The organism is Nonomuraea ceibae (assembly GCF_019396325.1).
GTDB classification, from domain to species: Bacteria; Actinomycetota; Actinomycetes; order Streptosporangiales; family Streptosporangiaceae; genus Nonomuraea; species Nonomuraea ceibae.
Window position 1 is genome coordinate 1 of sequence record NZ_JAHKRO010000169.1, and the last position, 16,262, is coordinate 16,262.

Genomic DNA, 16,262 nt, shown 5'->3' on the forward strand with positions numbered 1-16,262 from the left:
GGGCCGGACTCCACCACGCGGTCCAAGCCGTCGCACACATGCACAACCTCGCCCTCACGGCATGAGCACCACTGCCGCAGAACGCACTGACCAGCTCATACACGCACTTCTGCAACAACTTTTAGGCCGTGTCTCAAAGGATCGTGAGCCAGTCGTTGATGGCAGCGATGTGGACGGCGGCTTCGTAACGGACGGCGAGTTTGTCGTACCGGGTGGCGATGCTGCGATGGCGTTTGAGCCGATTGATGCCGCACTCGACAGCTGAGCGGGCGCGGTAGTCGGCCGCATCGAAGGACGGAGGACGCCCACCGCGGCTGCCGCGCCGCTGTCGGGCGGCGATGCGGTCGGCCGGCTCGGGAATGGTGCATCGGATCTTGCGGGCGCGCAGCTGCTGCCGGATCGCGCGGGAGTACGCCTTGTCAGCGCGGACGATCTCGGGTCGGGTGCGCGGGCGGCCGGGCCCGAGCCGGGGCACCTTGATGGCAGCCATGACCGTGGGGAACTGTGGCGCGTCGCCGCGCTGCCCAGCTGTCACCACCAGGGCAAGCAGACGCTGACCGTGTTCACAGGTCAGGTGCAGCTTGGTCGACAGGCCGCCCCGGGAGCGGCCTAGGGCGTGATCGGCGGGCTCAGACTGCAGTCCGCCGGGCGGCTCAGCCTGCTGGTGGCCGTGCCGGGCTGCGCCGGCCGCATGCTGATGGGCCCGGCAGACGGTGGAATCCACGCCGACCTGCCAGCCGATCAAGCCAGCGGCATCGGCCAGGGTCTGCAGATGGGTGAGGATCTGCTGCCAGGCGCCGGCGCGCTGCCAGCGGCGGAACAGGTTGTAGACCGCCTGCCAGGAGCCGTAGCAGTCGGGCACGTCCCGCCACGGTGCGCCCACTCGTACGCGCCAGCGGATCCCGTCGATCAGTTGGCGCTTGCTCCACCGCGATGGCCGGCCTGGTCTTTTGCCCGTGGGCAGCAGCGGTTCGAGCCGCGCCCACTGCGCATCGGTGAGGTCGAACCGCCGCGTCACCGCTAAGGTGGCCACGAGGTCTCCGGAGTTCAGGTTCTTCTTGGTCGTTGAACCCTTTACCGGAGACCTCTCTGTATGTCCGGCTACGACACGCCGTTGATCAACACTTCGAGACAGGCTCTAGCCCCACCCCGCCCGACACCCTTCCTCTCTCAGCCGGCCAGGCCCTCGAGGGCCTGGCCCGCCAACGAGGGGGCACAGCCGCGCAAACCATCACGGCCTCGAGCGGAGGGCCTATCCCGCTGCAGATCGATGTTCTCGGCCGCTACGACGCCTCCCACACGCGCGAGCTCGCGCTGTCTCTGTCCTCGCTCGCCGTCGACCTGGCTGACGCCGGGGAACCCGACGAAGTGGCGGGCGCCGCGCATCGGATGCTCGACCTATCGGCCGACATGCCCCAGCGAGCGCACCACCGCGGACCAGGGCTGTGGTCGCGCGGCTGGCCGTGCATCGCGCAGTGTCCGAGGTGGCCGTCCTGCTCGACCGCCACCGCGCATGGGGTTAGCGGCAGCCGCGCGCCTTGACCGAGAACATCGGCATGTCCAGCTGCGCACCGCCGGCGGCCCCGCCAACGACTGCCACGCGCCCGCTTTCGAGACGCAGTTCGTACTCGCCGTTCGCCCGGCACGCGTAATGGTCTGTCACGGTGTTAGTGGTGCCGCCGCGGGCGATGTCCACGATGTTTTGCCGGGCCTCGGTCCAGGCCAGGACGCCGTCCTTCAGCAGAGACAGCTTCGAATTCATCACGCAGTTGGCATTGTTCCAGAGGAACCCGCGATACCAGCACTTCAGGGTGACGGTGTCCGTTGGCTCCAGGGTGTCCGGGCCGAAGACGTGCCTCTTTGTCGCCTCGGTCAGGCAGAGCGTGACCCTGGCAGAGTAGTTGCCCGAGGTGTACGTCTTCTCGGCGCAGCCTCTGGGCGGATTCTGCGAGGACGGGGCGGCGGCCGCTGCGTGCGGAACAGCGATGAGGGTGGCGGTGGTGAGGAACGTGATCAGACCACGCGATGGGGAGTTCATGCCCGCAAATATTACACAGAGTAGTTATTGCATGCTGTGAGTAATCACCGGTGGTTCGGCAGCGGTCGAGGGCCTGGCCCGCCAACCCCAGCACCGGCCGCACGTCCGCTTCTCCCCTTCGAAGTGATGACGTCACGCAGACCGATCCGCAGGAGCCGGTGATTCGCCCGTGGCCGACGCGCCAGGCTACCGAACCGGTGACCGACGGCAAGGTCGGCACCTCCTGGACCGAGAACGGCGTGATCGTCGTGCAGATTCACACTGAGGACTGCCCGTACCACATGGCGCACTGAGGACGGCTCACCGAAGGCGCCGAACGGATGCGCCGCAGAGACGAGAGGGCCCAGCAACTCTTTCCGGATGCGCACGCCCGCTTTCAAGCCCCCGGGCCCTGCCCGCCGACCAGGCCGGAACCCCCTTCGGTGCCGCGCTCATCGACCTGGTCGCCCTGCAGGCCGGCCGCCTGCACGGCGGCGGGTTCGTCACCCTGCCGGAACGGGCCGACGTCCTAGACCGGCACCTCCCACCGACACACCAGTAAGTCGTCCCCCCGCGTTCGTGGGCCGGCCTGTCAGGATGCGGAGTTTGAGCCTGAGGGCGTCGGTGTGGGCGACTGTGTGGAGCTCGGTGCCGGCGAGGGCGTGGATGGCGCTGTGCTCGGGTCGGGAAGGTCACCGGGGACGGGCTTGGGTTTGCCGGAGAGGCAGGAGTCGACAAAGAACTCCTTGACCTGAGCCCGCCACTGGGCCGTGTAGTTGCTGGCGCTGACGGACGGCATGTCGTTGCCCGCGCCGCTGCCCTCGAAAGCGCGCTCGCAGACGCCGCTCGGGAGCGAGCAGATGCAACTGTCACCTGTGCCGAGCGATATCCCGCAGATTATGGAGAATCTGTTCAGCGGTATCGGCATAGAGGTGACAAGGGCCTTCTCCCGGGAACCTGGCCGGAGCCTTCTGCGTTACCGGGTTGTGACACCACGGAGGGGGTTAGACCGGCGGCGGGGAGAGCCGGACCTGATGGGGCTGCTGGGCCAGGCGTGGCGGTCAGCGAGCCGGCGGGTACGGTGGGGGTTCATCACCATGTGGGCCGCCGGCGCGGCCCTGACAGGCGCGGGTGTCTACGGCGACCTGGACCATATCTGGGAGTCGATGCCGTTCACCACCAACCTGGCATCGGGCCTTGCCGCCTTCCTGCTGGGCGCCCCCACCGCAGTGTTGGTCCTGCAAGGCGTCTCCCGCCATATCGCCTCCCGGGTGGAACGGGAGCATCTGCGCGGGCTGCTGTCCAGAGACCTGGAGGCTCTGCGGATCCCCATCACCGAGTTGCAGGTGGCGGCCGGGATACGTCCGCGATGGGGAAAACCGGATGCGGTGGAGCCCCGTCCGTCCACGTTCACGCTGTTCTCCGAGATCGGGCGGCTGTCCGCTAACGCTCGCTCCATCGACGACGTTCGGCTCATGAAAGAGGTCCGCCAGTTCGTCGAACGATGGAACCATGATCGGGTGATCGCTAGCATCTGCCGCATCGCGCCGGACGTTCACCGGCGGGCGCTGGGCCTGCGAGACGACCTGCGGCCCCGCTTCATCCAAGCGGACATGGAGTGGCCGCTGGAGACGGTATTGCCCGACCTGATCGAGGCCAGCCGGTCGGTGCCCATGCTGTCCCTGGAACCGACCACCAACCCGAGTGCACTCCCGGCGTCGGCTCATATCCGCCGCGTCCCGGTCGGCAATCTGGACCCTGACACGATGATGCGTCGGCTTGAGGCCACGCTGCTGCAGATGCGCCAGTTCATCGCAGCGTTGAGGCAGGTGACCGGGTACGGCGCCTCGTACCTGCGAGAGCCCTCGATGTGGATCGAGATTGAGGCCCCCGACCAGGAGTTTGTCATCCCGCCACCCAGGCCCATTTTCGGGTAGCGCTCGGGTGAGCAACCGGCGCACCTTCGCCTCGGCCTGCTCTCCGACGCGCAGTCACGGGTCTGGCGGAGAACGTCGGCGCCGAGCTTCTCAAACAGCACCCGGAAGACGACCTCAGCGGCCCGGACGCGGGCCGCGGGTCACTGGGCACTGTGCGCAAGCCCTTGATCTGGGCGTAGGACTCACCGTGAGCAGGCGGAGCGTCGGCGATGCGGATATGCGGACGGCAGAGGCGTCGGCGGGGAGACGATGGGGCGGCCTTGTGGCATGGTCATGCTTGGTGCGGCGCTGTGTCGCGGCAGCGGACGGCCGATGAAAGGCACGCGTGGCTGGACAGCCCACCGCGTAGCGCCTCGGCGCTGTCGGCCAGGTTGAGTCCGCCGCCGGTGATGACGGCATCCGCTCCGCGCCAGGCCCGCTGTTCGCGCTGGTAGTCGTAAGTGAGGGCGATGTCGAGGTATGCCTAGGCGGCACCGTTGAGCAGTGTGGGTCGATCACCTGATCGCTCGCTGCGTTTGACGCAGCAGGCGTGATCGAAAGCGAAGGGCATGCCAGCGGCCAGCACCGTGCCTTCGACACAGAACAGGTCGGCGTGCTCGTCGGCCATACGGCTGGCCGGGCCAGGCGTCGGCTGGCCGACATGGGCGTCGCGCCACAGTCCGGCGATGGCCTTGACTTGATCGGGTAGCTTTCGTTCCGCCACGCGCTTCATGCAGTGAAGCCTTGGACGAGCGTGGTGAGAGCCCGTTCCCGCTCGAGGTCATGTTGCTCCTGCACGCTATAGGGGATGTGAGACCGCAGTCGTCAGCACCTTCCTATGCAGAGCTACCACGCGGCCCCGGGGGCTCTGGCCGTGGGGTGATGAGGATGCCGATCGCGGCGCCGAGGATCAGGATGGCGATGTCCGCGATCCGGTCCATCCAGAAGGTGACGGTGTTGTCGACGGCCAGGAACTGTACTGAGATGCCGCCGTTGTCGCGGGCCCATTGCATCGAGCGTAAAGACGCGAGCTCAACGTCTGGCGCGGGCGCGGAGAGCGTGATGCTGCCGTTGGATTCGTGGTATCGGACCTCACTGGCGACAGGAGTGGCGCTTTTCCGCGTGTCGACGAAATCCAGGTCCGGATACTCCTGCCTGAAGCCGTACAGCGAATCCTCGATTTCCAGGAAGATCTTGTTCTCGCCCCAGTGCTGGTGATAGCGGACGGTCTTCACCGGGAAGTCGAACGCGATGCTTAGCATGTACTCGCCGGCCGGCCGGTGGACCGGCACGACGACCACTGAGAAATCGTCGACGCCGTTGGATCGGCCGGTCTCCGTCCAGGCGGCGAGCTTGCGCCCGCCGCCGGGTTTCGGCGCGGTAGAGGAGACGGGCAGGAACACCGACTCGCTTCTGCCTTCGCGTGACGGCTTGCCGAGGCTGAAGCGGGTCGGCCTCAACCGCTCGTCCAGCGCGAACCGGAAGGTTTGCCGGATGGTCTGGGCGCTGTTGAAAGAGACGGTGAAGTAGCCGGAAGCCGGTTCGTCGTCGAAGAAGGGCTGGGTCTGGCCGGTGCGGGTGTGCTGCTGGACGAGGAGAGTGCGGCTGGTCAGCATGGCTGAGGTGCCGACAGTCGGTTGCTCGACCGCAACTTGAAACGGCATCAGATCGTCATCGGACGGCGACCGGGGATACTCGCCCCACCAGTAGATCGCGTATACCAGGCCCGACAACAGCAAGACAGGAATCGGGGCCACAAATGCTGCCCGGATGCGTTGCCATCGTGAAGACAAATCAACGCCCCCTGTACCCCTGCGGAACGGCGATGGGAACCAGAACCAGCCTATTCGGCCTTGCCTTCAGGGTTCTTGCGAAAACTAGGACAGCTGGGCTCAATGTGCATTTCGCCACAGGCTCTTCCCGCGACTGACCGCAGGGTGGAGGGTGCGTCAGCGGATGCCCACGGGCGGATCAACGGGCCGGGCTACGCACCTGAGACAAGCAGGCGCGCCGCCACCATTATGAGAAACGGCAGGGTTACCTCATGGATCACGAAGATGCCGCCCTGGCGACGGGTGCCGCCCTGGCCCACCGCTTGGGTCGGCCCGACCCGGACGCAATGTAGCGCTGAGTGACAGCGATTACTTTCGGTGTTCGCGGCTGACCGAGGCGGGCCACTACGAGGCCGCTCACCAGCTGGCCAACCTGCCCGCCGAGCAGGGTCAGACCGCAGAGCACCGTGCCCTGGTCACGACGTCTCTCAACGCCGCCGGGAATCTGCTCAGTCTGCTCGCGCGGCAAGGCAAGGACGACGAGGCGGACATGATCGAACGATACGGACTACCGTTCCAAGGCGATACCTGAGGGCAGCATGTCAACGAACAGGACGGCAAGCCGGGCTCGTCATGCAGCACGGAGCCACCTGGGGAGCCGACGGGCGTGGCGGCTACCCGTCGCAGATATGTCTGGCCAGGAGTTGTTCCAGTCATTGGCCCCGGCAGCACCCGGCGCAGGTGGAGGCGATGACGTCACGGCTCCAGCCGCGCCCATTGCGCATCGGTGAGGTCGAACCGCTGCGTACCGCTATGGTGGCCACGAGGTCTCCGGTTACAGCTTCTTCTTGGCCGTTGAACCCTTCGCCGGGGGCATCATCGGTTGTCCGGCTCCGATACGCCGTTGATCAACACTGCGAGACGGCGAACCGGGCGATCAAGGCACCGACGGACAACTGCCGCGTCGGTCGGATAGCGAAAGCGTTGTTCGGGATGGATCTGGTAGTGGTTGCGCCGGCCCACCCGGTCCCGGGTCAGGTAGCCGGCCTCGTGAGTCGGTGACGATGCCTGCACCACTCGCTCGGTGATGCCGATAGCCGCAGCGATGTCGCGCAACCGGGCATCAGGGTGCCAAAGCACCCCGGGCATGGTGGGTGAGGAATGTCCACGAGGAACGGTCGTCCGGTTTCGTCACGTTCAACCACGTCTCACGTTGTTTCCGGACCTGGACAGGCCCGGCTGATCGACGATGTCACGGCAAGCCGCCGCCCATCCACTGTTCTAGAAGCTTTCTTTCCCGTAGTCACCTTCCGGCTTAGTATGAAACTGCGACGGAACTTTTCCCCGCCCCCAGCCGGGACATCACGGAAGAACCCGATGCCTTCTACCTACACGCGGGCCATCCAGGCGCGCTGATCGGCGGGTCCCCATGCTGCCCTTCACACTGTCCTGCCAGCACCTGCCCGGCGGCGCCGTGATTTCCGTCGTTGGCGACGTCGACGCCACCACCTCCGCCCACCTGGACGCCTACATCGCTCAGCTACGCCGGGCGCCCGGCGACCACCTTGTGTTCAATCTTCAAAAGATGCCTTTCCTGGACAGCAGTGGCCTGAACGTCCTGCTCAACGCCCGCAAGCTCGCTCACCAGCACGGCGGCGAAATTCACCTCGCCAACATTCAACCCGCCCCCGCACGGATGCTGCAGATCACTGGCGTCGGCCAATTCCTGCCCCTTTACGACACCCTCGGTCACGCCATCACCGCCATGCTGGCCTTCGCGCGACCTCGTCCGCCGGCCGCCCCCGAAACCCGAGGCGACGTTAGCGTCTGAACCGGGCCTCCTCCCCCGCTCCCCATCCGTAAGTCGCCCGCTGGGGATTGATGAAGAAGATCCAGGCCCGCTATTACCACAACGGCCGCATCAGCCCGATCAAGCTGATCGTCATGCACTCCATGGAGGCCCCCGAGAAGCCCACCACGGCCGAGGCGGTCGCCAACTGGTTCGCCACCAGCAGCCCGAAACGCGGACGTGTGCGTCGACTCCAACAGCGCAGTGCGGTGCGTCGACGATGGCGACACCGCGTGGCCTGCCCCGAACGCCAACGCCTCCGGCCTGCACATCGAGCTCACCGGTTACGCCCGGCAGAGTCGCGCCCAGTGGCTCGATGCCTTCAGCATGGCCACCCTGAAGAACGCCGCCGAGGTCGCCGCGGCATGGGTGAAGACGTACAACATTTCGATCCGGCACCTCACTCCCGCCCAGGTCCGCGCCGGGCAGAAGGGGTTCTGCGCCCACTGTGACGTCACCCGCGCCTACCCGGGCACCGGCTCCACACCGACCCCGGCAAGGACTTCCCGTGGGACAGATTCCTCGCCCTCGCAAAGGCCGATGTGGACGGCAAGCCGGCCAAGCCCACCACCTGATCGCGCACCCTCGTCTACAAGAAAGGCAAGCCGTACATGCAGGGCGCCGATGTCGAGCGTGGCGGGGCTGCCTCGACGAGCTCGGCTACGACGTCGACGTCGACGGCCTGTATGGGCCTGGCTCGACGGCCGTCGCGAAGAAGTTCCAGGACAAGGCCGGCCTGCTCGTGACCGGCAGCGTAGACAAGGCCATCTGGGCGAAGGGCAACGCGAAGAAGTGAGGACTGAGGAGGTCGGCCCGGCCGGCGCGGGGCGTCGAGCGCGGGGCGGGCCAGTGACCGGCTGGGTCGTCGCCTTGGTCTACGCGGCGGGGTACATCGTCACCGTCCGGTTGACGGTCACCGCCTTCTTGAGTGACGACGCGTACGACGCCGACGACTGGTTCCAGCGCGTCAGGACCGAGGCGGTCGCCCTGATGATCGCCTTCCTGTGGCCGCTCGTCCTGCTCGGCGCGCTCCTGACCGGCGGCCTGCCCAAGTTTGATCGTTCAGCTCATCGTGTCCGGCGCCTCGGCGGCCGAGCACCGATCAGCCGACTGACACCAAGGTCATGGCCAAGTACATCTAGCGCAACTGTGCCGTGCCGTAGGCGGCGAGGAAGATCCGTGCCGCTTCGTCGGCGTAGCAGCGGAGTTGGCGTGGGCTGTGTGGTGCTTCGGTGACGTGAAACATTGCCCTGTTGAGGGGTACCGAGAGGATGAGCCAGTTGAGGTACTCGGCGGCGAGTGGCGGGTCGGGCACGCGCAGCAGTCCGCGGCGCGTCAGCTCCTGGAGGACCCGGGCCAAGGTGGTCGCGCCCCGCTGGGGACCGGCCTGGTGCCAGGCGCGGGCCAGCTCGGGGAAGCGGTCTGCCTCGCCGATGATGACGCGGCGCATCTGAACCAGATGCGGCTGGAGCACGACGGTCAGGTGCTGGCGTGCGAACCGGCGCAGGTCCCGCTCGAGATCGTCGCTCGTGGCCAGCTTCTCGATGATCGCCTGCGTCTGGCTCTCGGCCTCGCGGATGGCCTGGGTGATGACCTCGACGAACAACCGTTCCTTGTCCGCGAAGTGGTTGTAGACGGTCACCTTGGACACGGCGGCCCGACCGGCGATGTCGTCCATCGCGGCGCCGCCGTAGCCGTCGCGCAGGAACACTTCCCGGGCCGCGGTCAGAATCGCCTCGCGCTTGCGGGCGGACGGGACGCCGACCATGACCTTCCTCGCTTTCGTTGCTCATTCCTGTACCGAACTGTACAGTAATGGCTCTCGAGCTGAGGAGGAGCCCCGTGGATACCACCAGGTCACCGGATGGCACGTCGATCGCCTACGACCGGGCCGGCACCGGCCCGGCGGTGGTGCTGGTGGACGCCGCCTGCTGCTTTCGCGGGTTCGGGCCGATGCGGCAGCTGGCCGAGCTTCTCACCGGCGACTTCACGGTCTTCACCTACGACCGGCGCGGCCGCGGCGACAGCACCGACACCGAGCCGTACGCAGTGCGGCGCGAGGTCGAGGATCTGCAGGCCGTGATCGAGGCCGCAGGAGGCGCCGCGGCGGTGTACGGCTTCTCTTCCGGGGCGGTGCTCGCCCTGCACGCGGCGGCGGCCGGGGTCACGATTTCCCGGCTGGCCCTGCTCGAGCCGCCCGTCATCCTCCAGGACGTTCCGGCGCCCCCCTCCGACCTGGAGGCCGAACTTGCCGAGCTGATCGCCGCGGGCCGGCGCGGAGACGCGATCGAGCACTTTCACCGGGGCATCGGTGTACCTGAGGCGATGGTCGCCGGGCTGCGGCAGGACCCGGCTTGGCCGGCGCTGGCGGACCTGGCGCACACGCTTGCCTACGACCTGCGGGTTACCGGCTCCATGACCACCCGGCTGCTGTCCACCGTGACCGTCCCCACCCTGGTCATCGACAGCACGGGCAGCGACCAGCGGTTGCGTACCTGGGCGGTCGGCGTCGCCGCCCAGCTACCCGACAGCGAGCACCGCACGCTCCCCGGCGAGTGGCACGGCCCGGCCTCAGACACACTCGCCGCCACCCTCACCGACTTCCTCGCCACGGCTGTCGAGCCCCGCACCCCCTAGACGCCCACCTCGCCGAGATCGACCGCCGAAGGTGGGGGTCGTGAGCATCGACGAGGCTCTCGCCGCCGACCGCCAGCGGCTGCACCCGGCACAGGGCCGCCGTCGCCGGCGGCGCGAGGCTGGTCGACACTCGGCCACCATTCCAGCGGGTGGCCGACGGCGAGGTCGCCGGCGCTCTCATCATGCGGCAAGGCCGCGAAACCTACCGTCGAGCCATCACCACCCACGCACGCGGCCGTGGCCGCACCCCCGTGCATCCTGGGCCTGCTGGGCCTGCTGGCCCCCGTCGGCCCGTGGCCATGGCCGGCTGGGCACTGGCCGTCCCATACCAGCTCTCCGAGGACCTTCCGATTTGGATCCCGAAAGCCGCAGCCGACCGGCTTCAGGTGGCCTTCGCGATGCTCCTCCTCTTCGCCGTCACCGTCACCACCTGTCCGATCGTCACCGGCCTGGTGGCCAGGCGCTCCTCGCACCGCCTCGGGACCGCCGGGCTGGTGCTGACCGTCATGGGTTTCGGCGCTGTCTCCTTCACGGGGCAGGACACGACGCCGCGGCCGTGGCCGCCTACAAGAGTGGGGGGTGCAACAGGCCGAGAAGGTCCTGTCCGGGATGGACGCCTTCGTCGCGCCCGAGCTGGCGGGGGAGCTCTTCGTTCCGCTCATGGCGCTGGGAGCCGTGCTGATGGGGATCGCGCTGTGGCGGGCCAGGCGGTGCCCCGCTGGGCCGCCGCGGCGGTGATCGCCGCCTTCCCCGTCATTATGTTTGGCGGCTACCTGTCCACGATCGTCAACGCCACCGGCTGAGTGCTGCTCGCCAGCGGATTCTGGGTCGCCGGAAACGCCTTCCACCGAGACCGCGGCACCATCTTGCCCACGTAACGAATCACGGCGAACCATGACCAGCAGGGCAATCTCACCTGGTGGGCACCCGCCCTGCTGGGGCTTTCGTTCGCAGCGCCGGCCCTACGGCCCGCCCCGGCGCAGGGGTTCGCGCTCCGCCACGACATGGTCTTCGTTCTCGACCTCCGATCCTGCCGGGGTCGGGAGCGGAGGGGCCCAAACGGGCGACCGCCCGCGACCCGAACTTCGGCTTGTCGTCGCTCATGGTCCACACCGTGAGCGAATCGCGACCTTAGCCAAAGAGATTTCGTATCAACCCAGTCGGAAGCTACTTCGTTGGAGTCTTCTTCATTGCTACTGGGACCCCGATTCAAGGCACGATGCGACACCCAGCTAAATCCTTCCCCAGCCCTCTGCTCCTGCACGGTGCGGGCCTGCTCCAACTCGGCGCTGCTCCTGCCGGTCAGTTCCCGCCGCGAGCGCTCCGGCCGCTGCTCGGCTGAACTCGGCGAGCACCGTCAGATTCGCAAGGAGCACGTCGGGCAAAATCGGGGGCGAGGCTGCGATCAATGGCCGTTTCAAAAGTCGGCGATGATCCGGGTGAGCATGCGGTGCAGTTCCGCGAATCTGTCCGAGCCCAGCAACTCCGCCATGCGCCGCTCCACGTCATCGATGATCTTGTAGCCGGTGCGCAGGGCGGCGTCGCCCTCCTCGGTGAAGACGATCAGTCTTGCCCGCCGGTCTGTCGGGTCGGGCACCCTGCACAGGTAGCCGAACTCCTCCAGGTCGTCCACTAGCTCGCCCATCGCCTGCGCGGTCATCTGGGCCTTCTCGGCCAGTCTGCCGAGCCGGATGCCCTCGTGCTCCATGTGGAAGAACACCGCTGAGTGCGACGGCCGCACGCGCACGTCCATCGCTTTGACGCCCTCGAAGACTACGTCGGACACGCGCAGGTAGGCCTCGTATAGCAGGGCGTGCACGTGGGGCGGATGCGTGGCGGCCAAAGGGGCTTCTCCTTTTGCTAAGGCTGCATTATATTAAGGCTACCTTATTAAGTGGGAGGGGTCATGGACGGCGACGAGGTCTGGGCTGCCATCGAAGCGCAGCGCCTCAGCCTGGCCGACGTGCTCGACGACCTGACGCCTGAGCAGTGGGAGCAGCCGTCGTTGTGTCAGGGCTGGCGGGTGCGGGATGTGGTGGCGCACGTGGCTTCTACGCCGTTCATCACCTACGGGCAGGTTTTGGCTGAGTTCGTCCGCGCCCGCGGCAACCTCAACAGGACCATCCGCGACGCGGCGATCCGCGTCGCCGCCCGCTCGTCGAATGCCGACCTGCTGGAACTGGTGCGCCGCTCGGCCCTCTCGCGGCGCCGGGCGCCCGCCACCAAGCCGCTGGATCCGTTGTTCGACGCGCTCGTACATACCCAGGACATCGCGCTGCCGCTGGGCATCCGGCACCCGATGCCGCTCGGGCCAGCCCGGGTGGCCGCCTCCTACATCTGGGAGCGTGACCTGCCGGGCTACTCGCCGCGCAAGGCCATGCGCGGGCTGCACCTGGTGGCGACCGACATCGCGTGGGAGATCGGCGAGGGGCAGCGAGTGTGCGGGCCGATCCAGTCGCTGGTGCTGGTGATGAGCGGCCGCGCCGCCGGGCTGCCCGACCTGGTGGGCGAGGGGACGGCGGCGCTGACCTCCCGCCTGCCCTCGCCGCACGGCACCGCGGACAGGTAAGGAAGAAGCCCGGGCCGAACGCGAGGACGTTGACACGGGACGGTGACGCTTCGGCGACGATATACAGGTTCAGTCCGTTGTTCGCCGACCACGCAACGATCGAGCAGTTGGTCGGCCGCCACCACCTGGTCTGTCAGCCGGTTCAGGATCTGTTGGTCGCTGACCCGCGGGAGGGCAACCGGGCGTCGACTACAACATGCTGACTGTCTTGGCCACGGCGTTGGGGTTGTGGTTATGGAAAGACTTCGAACGCCACCAGCCGGGCATCGGCTCGGTGCAGTTGAGCCCCGAGGTCACCGCCAGCAGGAAACAGCGGATCCGCATCAGGGGCCTACGCACCACCCACGAGTACGGCAACATCACGAAGGCCACGATGAACGCGACGGCGCGAGCGACGTGCTGACGACGGTGCGCAGCTTCTTTCTCGAGCCGGGCAATGGGCTCTCGACACCCCCGCTCGTTGGGGGGCAGTGGCGGTGTCATGCCCGATCAAGGCTGCCGACGTACAACACAAGAAGATGAAAGCGTGACAGAAGGCGCACATGGGCCAGCGCACCCGTGAGCGCCGGTGTCTTTGTGGGTGATGCTCAACCGAACTCATCGTGGTGCATTCGTTACGTGGCCGAAATGCGGGTGGGCGGGGACGCCGGGTGCGAAAAGGGCCGGGTGTCATCATCGAGGCCGTCACCGAAGCCGGCCAGCAGCGGGGCCAGCGCGGTGATTATCTTACCGGCGTCGGCGGCGTGGCGGCGGCGAAGCCGAGGAGGGCGTCGTCGCCGTAGAGGCTGTCACGACGGGGCCTGGTGCGCGCCTCGGTGGGGCTGCCGGTGTAGAGCAGGAGGGCGTCACCGGGGGCGAGGGTGGTGGTGGCGGTGGGGAACCGGGCGTCGGCCAGGACGCCGACAAGCATGCCGTAGAGGGTGGTCAGGAAGTCGGCCTGCCTGCCGTGGCGCAGGATGAGGGCCGGAAACCAGGCGAACGTGGGCGTGGCCCGTGGCTGGGTCGGGTTGGCGTGTCGCGCCCAGGAGGCTGTACAACCACAACCACAACCCCGACCTCCGGCAACTCCGTCAAACCGGCGCCGCCTCAGAACTCACCCGCTGAAGCTCTCACCGCCATCCCAATCCGCTGCCCGATTGGCTCCAACCGTTCTGCGTTGTGGGATGGTCGGCACCCGACACCCAGCCGCAGTCGGCCAGCGTGGCCTCGAGCAGCACGATGACCGGCCCAGGTCTCCGGCCGGCTGGTAGGCGTAGGCGAGGTTGTTACGGAAGGTCAGGGTATTGGGGTGGTCGGCGCCCAGCACCCGCTCCCGATCGGCCAGCATCGCCTCCAGCAGCGGAATGGCCCGGCGCAGATCCTCCACCGCATAGTGGGCGCCGTCGGCTACGTGCTCGAAACGCGCGCCGTTGACGAACTGGTGGAGGCCATCCGACTGGTGCACTCACGCGACGCGCTACTCTTCCCCGGCGCGCTGCGCCGCATCGCCTCCCCGCACGTCGGTACAGCCACGCCACGCGTACCGGTCGAGCTGACCTCTCGCGAGCTGGATGTCCTGCGGCCCATCGCGCTCGGGCAGAACAACGCGGAAATCGCGGCCGCCCTGCACGTCACAAGGAGACGGTCAAGACACACGTCGGCAATGTCCTGGGCAAGCTCGGTGCCCGCGACCGCACCCAGGCGGCCGTCCTGGCCTACGAACTCGGCCTCGTCTTCGCCGGTGCCCAAAGCGGATCCCTGAGGGGGCGGTTGGTCAGAGCGCGGCGGACACGTTCACGACCGATGGCGTCCACCGGGAGCGCGTTCCCGTCGATAGCCGGGTCAGTGCTCCGGCAGCTGGTCGAAGCGTTCACTCCGGCTGAAGGCGCTGAGGGAACATCTCGGCGGCGGTCGCTCACCGCGCCTATCAGGGATGGGGGTCTGGCGCCATCCCGGCGAAGAGGGTGTGGAGCAGGCGGTCGATGTAGGCGGGGGTGATCGGCTGCTGGGTGATCAGCAGGCGGAAGTACAGCGGGCCTGACAGGATCTCGAAGGCTAGATCCAGGTCGAAGTCGGGGGCGAGCTGTCCCTGTGCCTTGGCGCGTTCGAGGCGGGCCAGGGTGTCGGCGGTCTGCGGCTGGATGAAGCGCCGGTTGAGTGCGGCGGCGACCTCGGGATTGTGCTGTGCTTCGCCGATGAGGTCCTGGTAGAGCGGTCCCCACGGCGGCCGGGCCAGCAGGTCGGCGACCCGGGTCATGACCTCGCGCAGGTCGGCCACGATGTCGCCGGTGTCGGGATGCTCCAGGTCTGTGGTTCTGGAGCCGAGGACGGCGTCGAGGAACAGCTGGGCCTTGGAGGGCCAGCGGCGGTAGATGGTGTCCTTGCCGACGCCGGCCCGGGCGGCGACGGCTTCCATGCTGAGCTTGGCGTAGCCGACCTCGCGGGCCAGGTCGAGGGCGGTCTGCATGATTGTTTCGGTCCGATCGTCGGAACGGCGGCGAGCGTTCATAACCCCACCATATCGGGACGGGACGTTCAGTTTGACAATCGGGCCGACAATCGCGCACGCTCTTGCCAAAGCCATACGGGACGCCTCGTCGCGTTATTCGCGTCCCCCGGCACATCACCCTGAGGACGAACAAGTATGAACGCACTGAACACCCTGCGCTCCGCCATCCGGGGCCGGATCCTGCTACCCGGCGATCCCGGCTTCGACGCCGCCCGCCGCCCCTGGAACCTGGCGATCGAGCAGCCGGTGGCAGCCGTGGCCGAGGCCGCCGACGCCGATGACATCGCGACGCTCGTCCGGCACGCCCGCTCCGCCGGGCTCTCCATCGCGACCCAGCCCAACGGCCATGGCGCGACCGGCCGCACCGACGGGACGATCCTGTTGCGCACCGGCCGGCTGGAGACCTTGGAGATCGATCCTGCCGGCCAGCGCGCCCGCGTCGGCGCGGGTGTGTCGTCCGGGCGGCTCCAGGCCGCCGCCGCGCCGCACGGGCTGACCGGCCTGCCTGGCAGCTCTCCGGTGGTCAGCGTCGCCGGCGTCGCACTCGGCGGCGGGCTGAGCTGGTTCGGCCGCGCGTACGGCTGGGTCGCCGACAGCATCACAGCCTTCGACATCGTCGACGGCGAAGGCCGCCAGCGGCATGTGACCGCAGGCACCGACCCCGACCTGTTCTGGGCGCTGCGCGGGGGAGGCGGCGACTTCGCTGTCGTCACCGCGCTCGAACTGGCCCTGCGGCCCGCCCCGCGCCTGTACGGCGGCCGGATACTGTGGGCGGCCGAGCACGCGCCGGGCGTGATGGACGCCTACCGGCAGATCACCGCAGCGGCCCCGCCCGAGCTGACGGCATGGTTCGACCTTCTGCACTTCCCGGGCGCCGACCCCATGGTCGCCATCGACGCCACCTACCTCGGCTCCGAGAGCGAGGCGCGTGACCTGCTCGCCCTCCTGGACCGCCTGCCCGCTCCGCTCTCCGACAGCAGGCGGAACATGGCCGTCTGCGACATCGGCGGCATC

The 16,262-nt window shown here is 67.8% G+C and carries 20 protein-coding genes and 2 pseudogenes; 10 read left to right on the plus strand and 12 right to left on the minus strand.

Annotation, left to right across the window (positions count from 1 at the left end; translation table 11 throughout):
- Positions 1-133 precede the first annotated feature (133 nt).
- Both KME80_RS46600 and KME80_RS46605 read right to left on the minus strand, forming a co-directional pair.
- A complete protein-coding gene (locus KME80_RS46600; protein ID WP_308126225.1) occupies positions 134-1,033 on the minus strand; it encodes an IS5 family transposase in 900 nt (299 codons plus the stop codon).
- A gap of 486 nt (positions 1,034-1,519) precedes the next feature.
- A complete protein-coding gene (locus KME80_RS46605; RefSeq protein ID WP_219518356.1) occupies positions 1,520-2,038 on the minus strand; it encodes a hypothetical protein in 519 nt (172 codons plus the stop codon).
- Between the two features lie 755 nt (positions 2,039-2,793).
- Between KME80_RS46605 and KME80_RS46610 the strand changes: the two genes are divergently transcribed.
- The gene (locus tag KME80_RS46610) at positions 2,794-3,954 is read left to right on the plus strand and encodes a hypothetical protein (RefSeq protein WP_219518358.1); all 1,161 of its coding nucleotides are present in this window, start codon (positions 2,794-2,796) and stop codon (positions 3,952-3,954) included.
- Positions 3,955-4,417: 463 nt separating this feature from the next.
- Here KME80_RS46610 and KME80_RS46615 read toward each other — a convergent pair whose 3' ends face one another.
- The 3 genes from KME80_RS46615 to KME80_RS46625 all read right to left on the minus strand — a co-directional run bounded on the left by KME80_RS46615 (position 4,418) and on the right by KME80_RS46625 (position 6,821).
- Positions 4,418-4,666, minus strand: coding sequence for a hypothetical protein (locus tag KME80_RS46615; protein WP_219518360.1), 249 nt, complete (start codon positions 4,664-4,666; stop codon positions 4,418-4,420).
- Positions 4,667-4,769: 103 nt separating this feature from the next.
- Positions 4,770-5,672, minus strand: a complete 903-nt coding sequence (locus tag KME80_RS46620) for a hypothetical protein (RefSeq protein WP_219518361.1) — start codon at positions 5,670-5,672, stop codon at positions 4,770-4,772.
- A gap of 909 nt (positions 5,673-6,581) precedes the next feature.
- Positions 6,582-6,821, minus strand: a complete 240-nt coding sequence (locus KME80_RS46625) for a hypothetical protein (protein ID WP_219518363.1) — start codon at positions 6,819-6,821, stop codon at positions 6,582-6,584.
- A 313-nt stretch (positions 6,822-7,134) separates the two neighbouring features.
- Here KME80_RS46625 and KME80_RS46630 point away from each other — a divergent pair, with 313 nt between their 5' ends.
- From KME80_RS46630 to KME80_RS53470, 3 genes and pseudogenes are all read left to right on the plus strand, one after another.
- The gene (locus tag KME80_RS46630; protein ID WP_219518364.1) at positions 7,135-7,536 is read left to right on the plus strand and encodes an STAS domain-containing protein; all 402 of its coding nucleotides are present in this window, start codon (positions 7,135-7,137) and stop codon (positions 7,534-7,536) included.
- A 198-nt stretch (positions 7,537-7,734) separates the two neighbouring features.
- A pseudogene (locus KME80_RS53465) lies at positions 7,735-7,980 on the plus strand (N-acetylmuramoyl-L-alanine amidase); the annotation flags it as partial.
- Positions 7,981-8,062: 82 nt separating this feature from the next.
- On the plus strand, positions 8,063-8,350 hold the full coding sequence (locus tag KME80_RS53470; protein ID WP_219518366.1) for a peptidoglycan-binding domain-containing protein: 288 nt from the start codon (positions 8,063-8,065) through the stop codon (positions 8,348-8,350).
- Positions 8,351-8,429: 79 nt separating this feature from the next.
- Here KME80_RS53470 and KME80_RS46645 read toward each other — a convergent pair whose 3' ends face one another.
- Positions 8,430-8,606 carry a hypothetical protein gene (locus tag KME80_RS46645; RefSeq protein WP_219518368.1) on the minus strand — a complete coding sequence of 59 codons (177 nt, stop codon included), beginning with the start codon at positions 8,604-8,606 and terminating at the stop codon, positions 8,430-8,432.
- 86 nt (positions 8,607-8,692) lie between these two features.
- Complete coding sequence (locus KME80_RS46650) at positions 8,693-9,322, minus strand: TetR/AcrR family transcriptional regulator (RefSeq protein WP_219518370.1); 630 nt, start codon at positions 9,320-9,322, stop codon at positions 8,693-8,695.
- Between the two features lie 74 nt (positions 9,323-9,396).
- Between KME80_RS46650 and KME80_RS46655 the strand changes: the two genes are divergently transcribed.
- On the plus strand, positions 9,397-10,191 hold the full coding sequence (locus KME80_RS46655) for an alpha/beta fold hydrolase (protein ID WP_308126226.1): 795 nt from the start codon (positions 9,397-9,399) through the stop codon (positions 10,189-10,191).
- Positions 10,192-10,573: 382 nt separating this feature from the next.
- Here the strand turns inward: KME80_RS46655 and KME80_RS52420 are convergent, their stop codons facing one another.
- A complete protein-coding gene (locus tag KME80_RS52420) occupies positions 10,574-10,699 on the minus strand; it encodes a hypothetical protein (RefSeq protein ID WP_281427512.1) in 126 nt (41 codons plus the stop codon).
- A 71-nt stretch (positions 10,700-10,770) separates the two neighbouring features.
- Here KME80_RS52420 and KME80_RS46660 point away from each other — a divergent pair, with 71 nt between their 5' ends.
- Entirely contained in the window at positions 10,771-10,929 is a 159-nt protein-coding gene (locus KME80_RS46660) for a hypothetical protein (RefSeq protein ID WP_219518373.1), read from the plus strand.
- Positions 10,930-11,608: 679 nt separating this feature from the next.
- Here the strand turns inward: KME80_RS46660 and KME80_RS46665 are convergent.
- Entirely contained in the window at positions 11,609-12,034 is a 426-nt protein-coding gene (locus tag KME80_RS46665) for a MarR family winged helix-turn-helix transcriptional regulator (protein WP_246646898.1), read from the minus strand.
- Between the two features lie 63 nt (positions 12,035-12,097).
- On the opposite strand from KME80_RS46665, the gene KME80_RS46670 reads away from it, so the two are divergent.
- Together KME80_RS46670 and KME80_RS46675 are read left to right on the plus strand one after the other, a co-directional pair.
- A complete protein-coding gene (locus KME80_RS46670) occupies positions 12,098-12,760 on the plus strand; it encodes a maleylpyruvate isomerase family mycothiol-dependent enzyme (protein ID WP_219518384.1) in 663 nt (220 codons plus the stop codon).
- 196 nt (positions 12,761-12,956) lie between these two features.
- On the plus strand, positions 12,957-13,163 hold the full coding sequence (locus tag KME80_RS46675; RefSeq protein ID WP_219518385.1) for a hypothetical protein: 207 nt from the start codon (positions 12,957-12,959) through the stop codon (positions 13,161-13,163).
- A 318-nt stretch (positions 13,164-13,481) separates the two neighbouring features.
- On the opposite strand, the gene KME80_RS51350 is transcribed toward KME80_RS46675, so the two are convergent.
- Positions 13,482-13,670 carry a SpoIIE family protein phosphatase gene (locus KME80_RS51350; protein ID WP_246646900.1) on the minus strand — a complete coding sequence of 63 codons (189 nt, stop codon included), beginning with the start codon at positions 13,668-13,670 and terminating at the stop codon, positions 13,482-13,484.
- Between the two features lie 183 nt (positions 13,671-13,853).
- Positions 13,854-14,126, minus strand: coding sequence for a tetratricopeptide repeat protein (locus tag KME80_RS53475; protein ID WP_219518386.1), 273 nt, complete (start codon positions 14,124-14,126; stop codon positions 13,854-13,856).
- 72 nt (positions 14,127-14,198) lie between these two features.
- On the opposite strand from KME80_RS53475, the pseudogene KME80_RS53480 reads away from it, so the two are divergent.
- Positions 14,199-14,737: pseudogene (locus tag KME80_RS53480) on the plus strand (response regulator transcription factor).
- On the opposite strand, the gene KME80_RS46695 reads toward KME80_RS53480, so the two are convergent.
- Positions 14,667-15,248: a TetR/AcrR family transcriptional regulator gene (locus tag KME80_RS46695; protein ID WP_219518388.1), complete on the minus strand. Its 582-nt coding sequence runs from the start codon at positions 15,246-15,248 to the stop codon at positions 14,667-14,669. The pseudogene KME80_RS53480 and the gene KME80_RS46695 overlap by 71 nt on opposite strands.
- A 135-nt stretch (positions 15,249-15,383) precedes the next feature.
- On the opposite strand from KME80_RS46695, the gene KME80_RS46700 reads away from it, so the two are divergent.
- Positions 15,384-16,262: FAD-binding oxidoreductase (locus KME80_RS46700; RefSeq protein WP_219518389.1), on the plus strand; the 879-nt coding region annotated here is incomplete at its 3' end.

Bases quoted from the DNA above. Each gene is read 5' to 3' on its own strand.
- KME80_RS46605 (WP_219518356.1), bottom strand. From the start codon at position 2,038: ATGAACTCCCCATCGCGTGGTCTGATCACGTTCCTCACCACCGCCACC.
- KME80_RS46615 (WP_219518360.1), bottom strand. From the start codon at position 4,666: ATGAAGCGCGTGGCGGAACGAAAGCTACCCGATCAAGTCAAGGCCATC.
- KME80_RS46630 (WP_219518364.1), top strand. From the start codon at position 7,135: ATGCTGCCCTTCACACTGTCCTGCCAGCACCTGCCCGGCGGCGCCGTG.
- KME80_RS46650 (WP_219518370.1), bottom strand. From the start codon at position 9,322: ATGGTCGGCGTCCCGTCCGCCCGCAAGCGCGAGGCGATTCTGACCGCG.
- KME80_RS52420 (WP_281427512.1), bottom strand. From the start codon at position 10,699: ATGACGGTCAGCACCAGCCCGGCGGTCCCGAGGCGGTGCGAGGAGCGC.
- KME80_RS46670 (WP_219518384.1), top strand. From the start codon at position 12,098: ATGGACGGCGACGAGGTCTGGGCTGCCATCGAAGCGCAGCGCCTCAGC.
- KME80_RS46675 (WP_219518385.1), top strand. From the start codon at position 12,957: ATGCTGACTGTCTTGGCCACGGCGTTGGGGTTGTGGTTATGGAAAGAC.
- KME80_RS51350 (WP_246646900.1), bottom strand. From the start codon at position 13,670: ATGCTTGTCGGCGTCCTGGCCGACGCCCGGTTCCCCACCGCCACCACC.
- KME80_RS46695 (WP_219518388.1), bottom strand. From the start codon at position 15,248: ATGAACGCTCGCCGCCGTTCCGACGATCGGACCGAAACAATCATGCAG.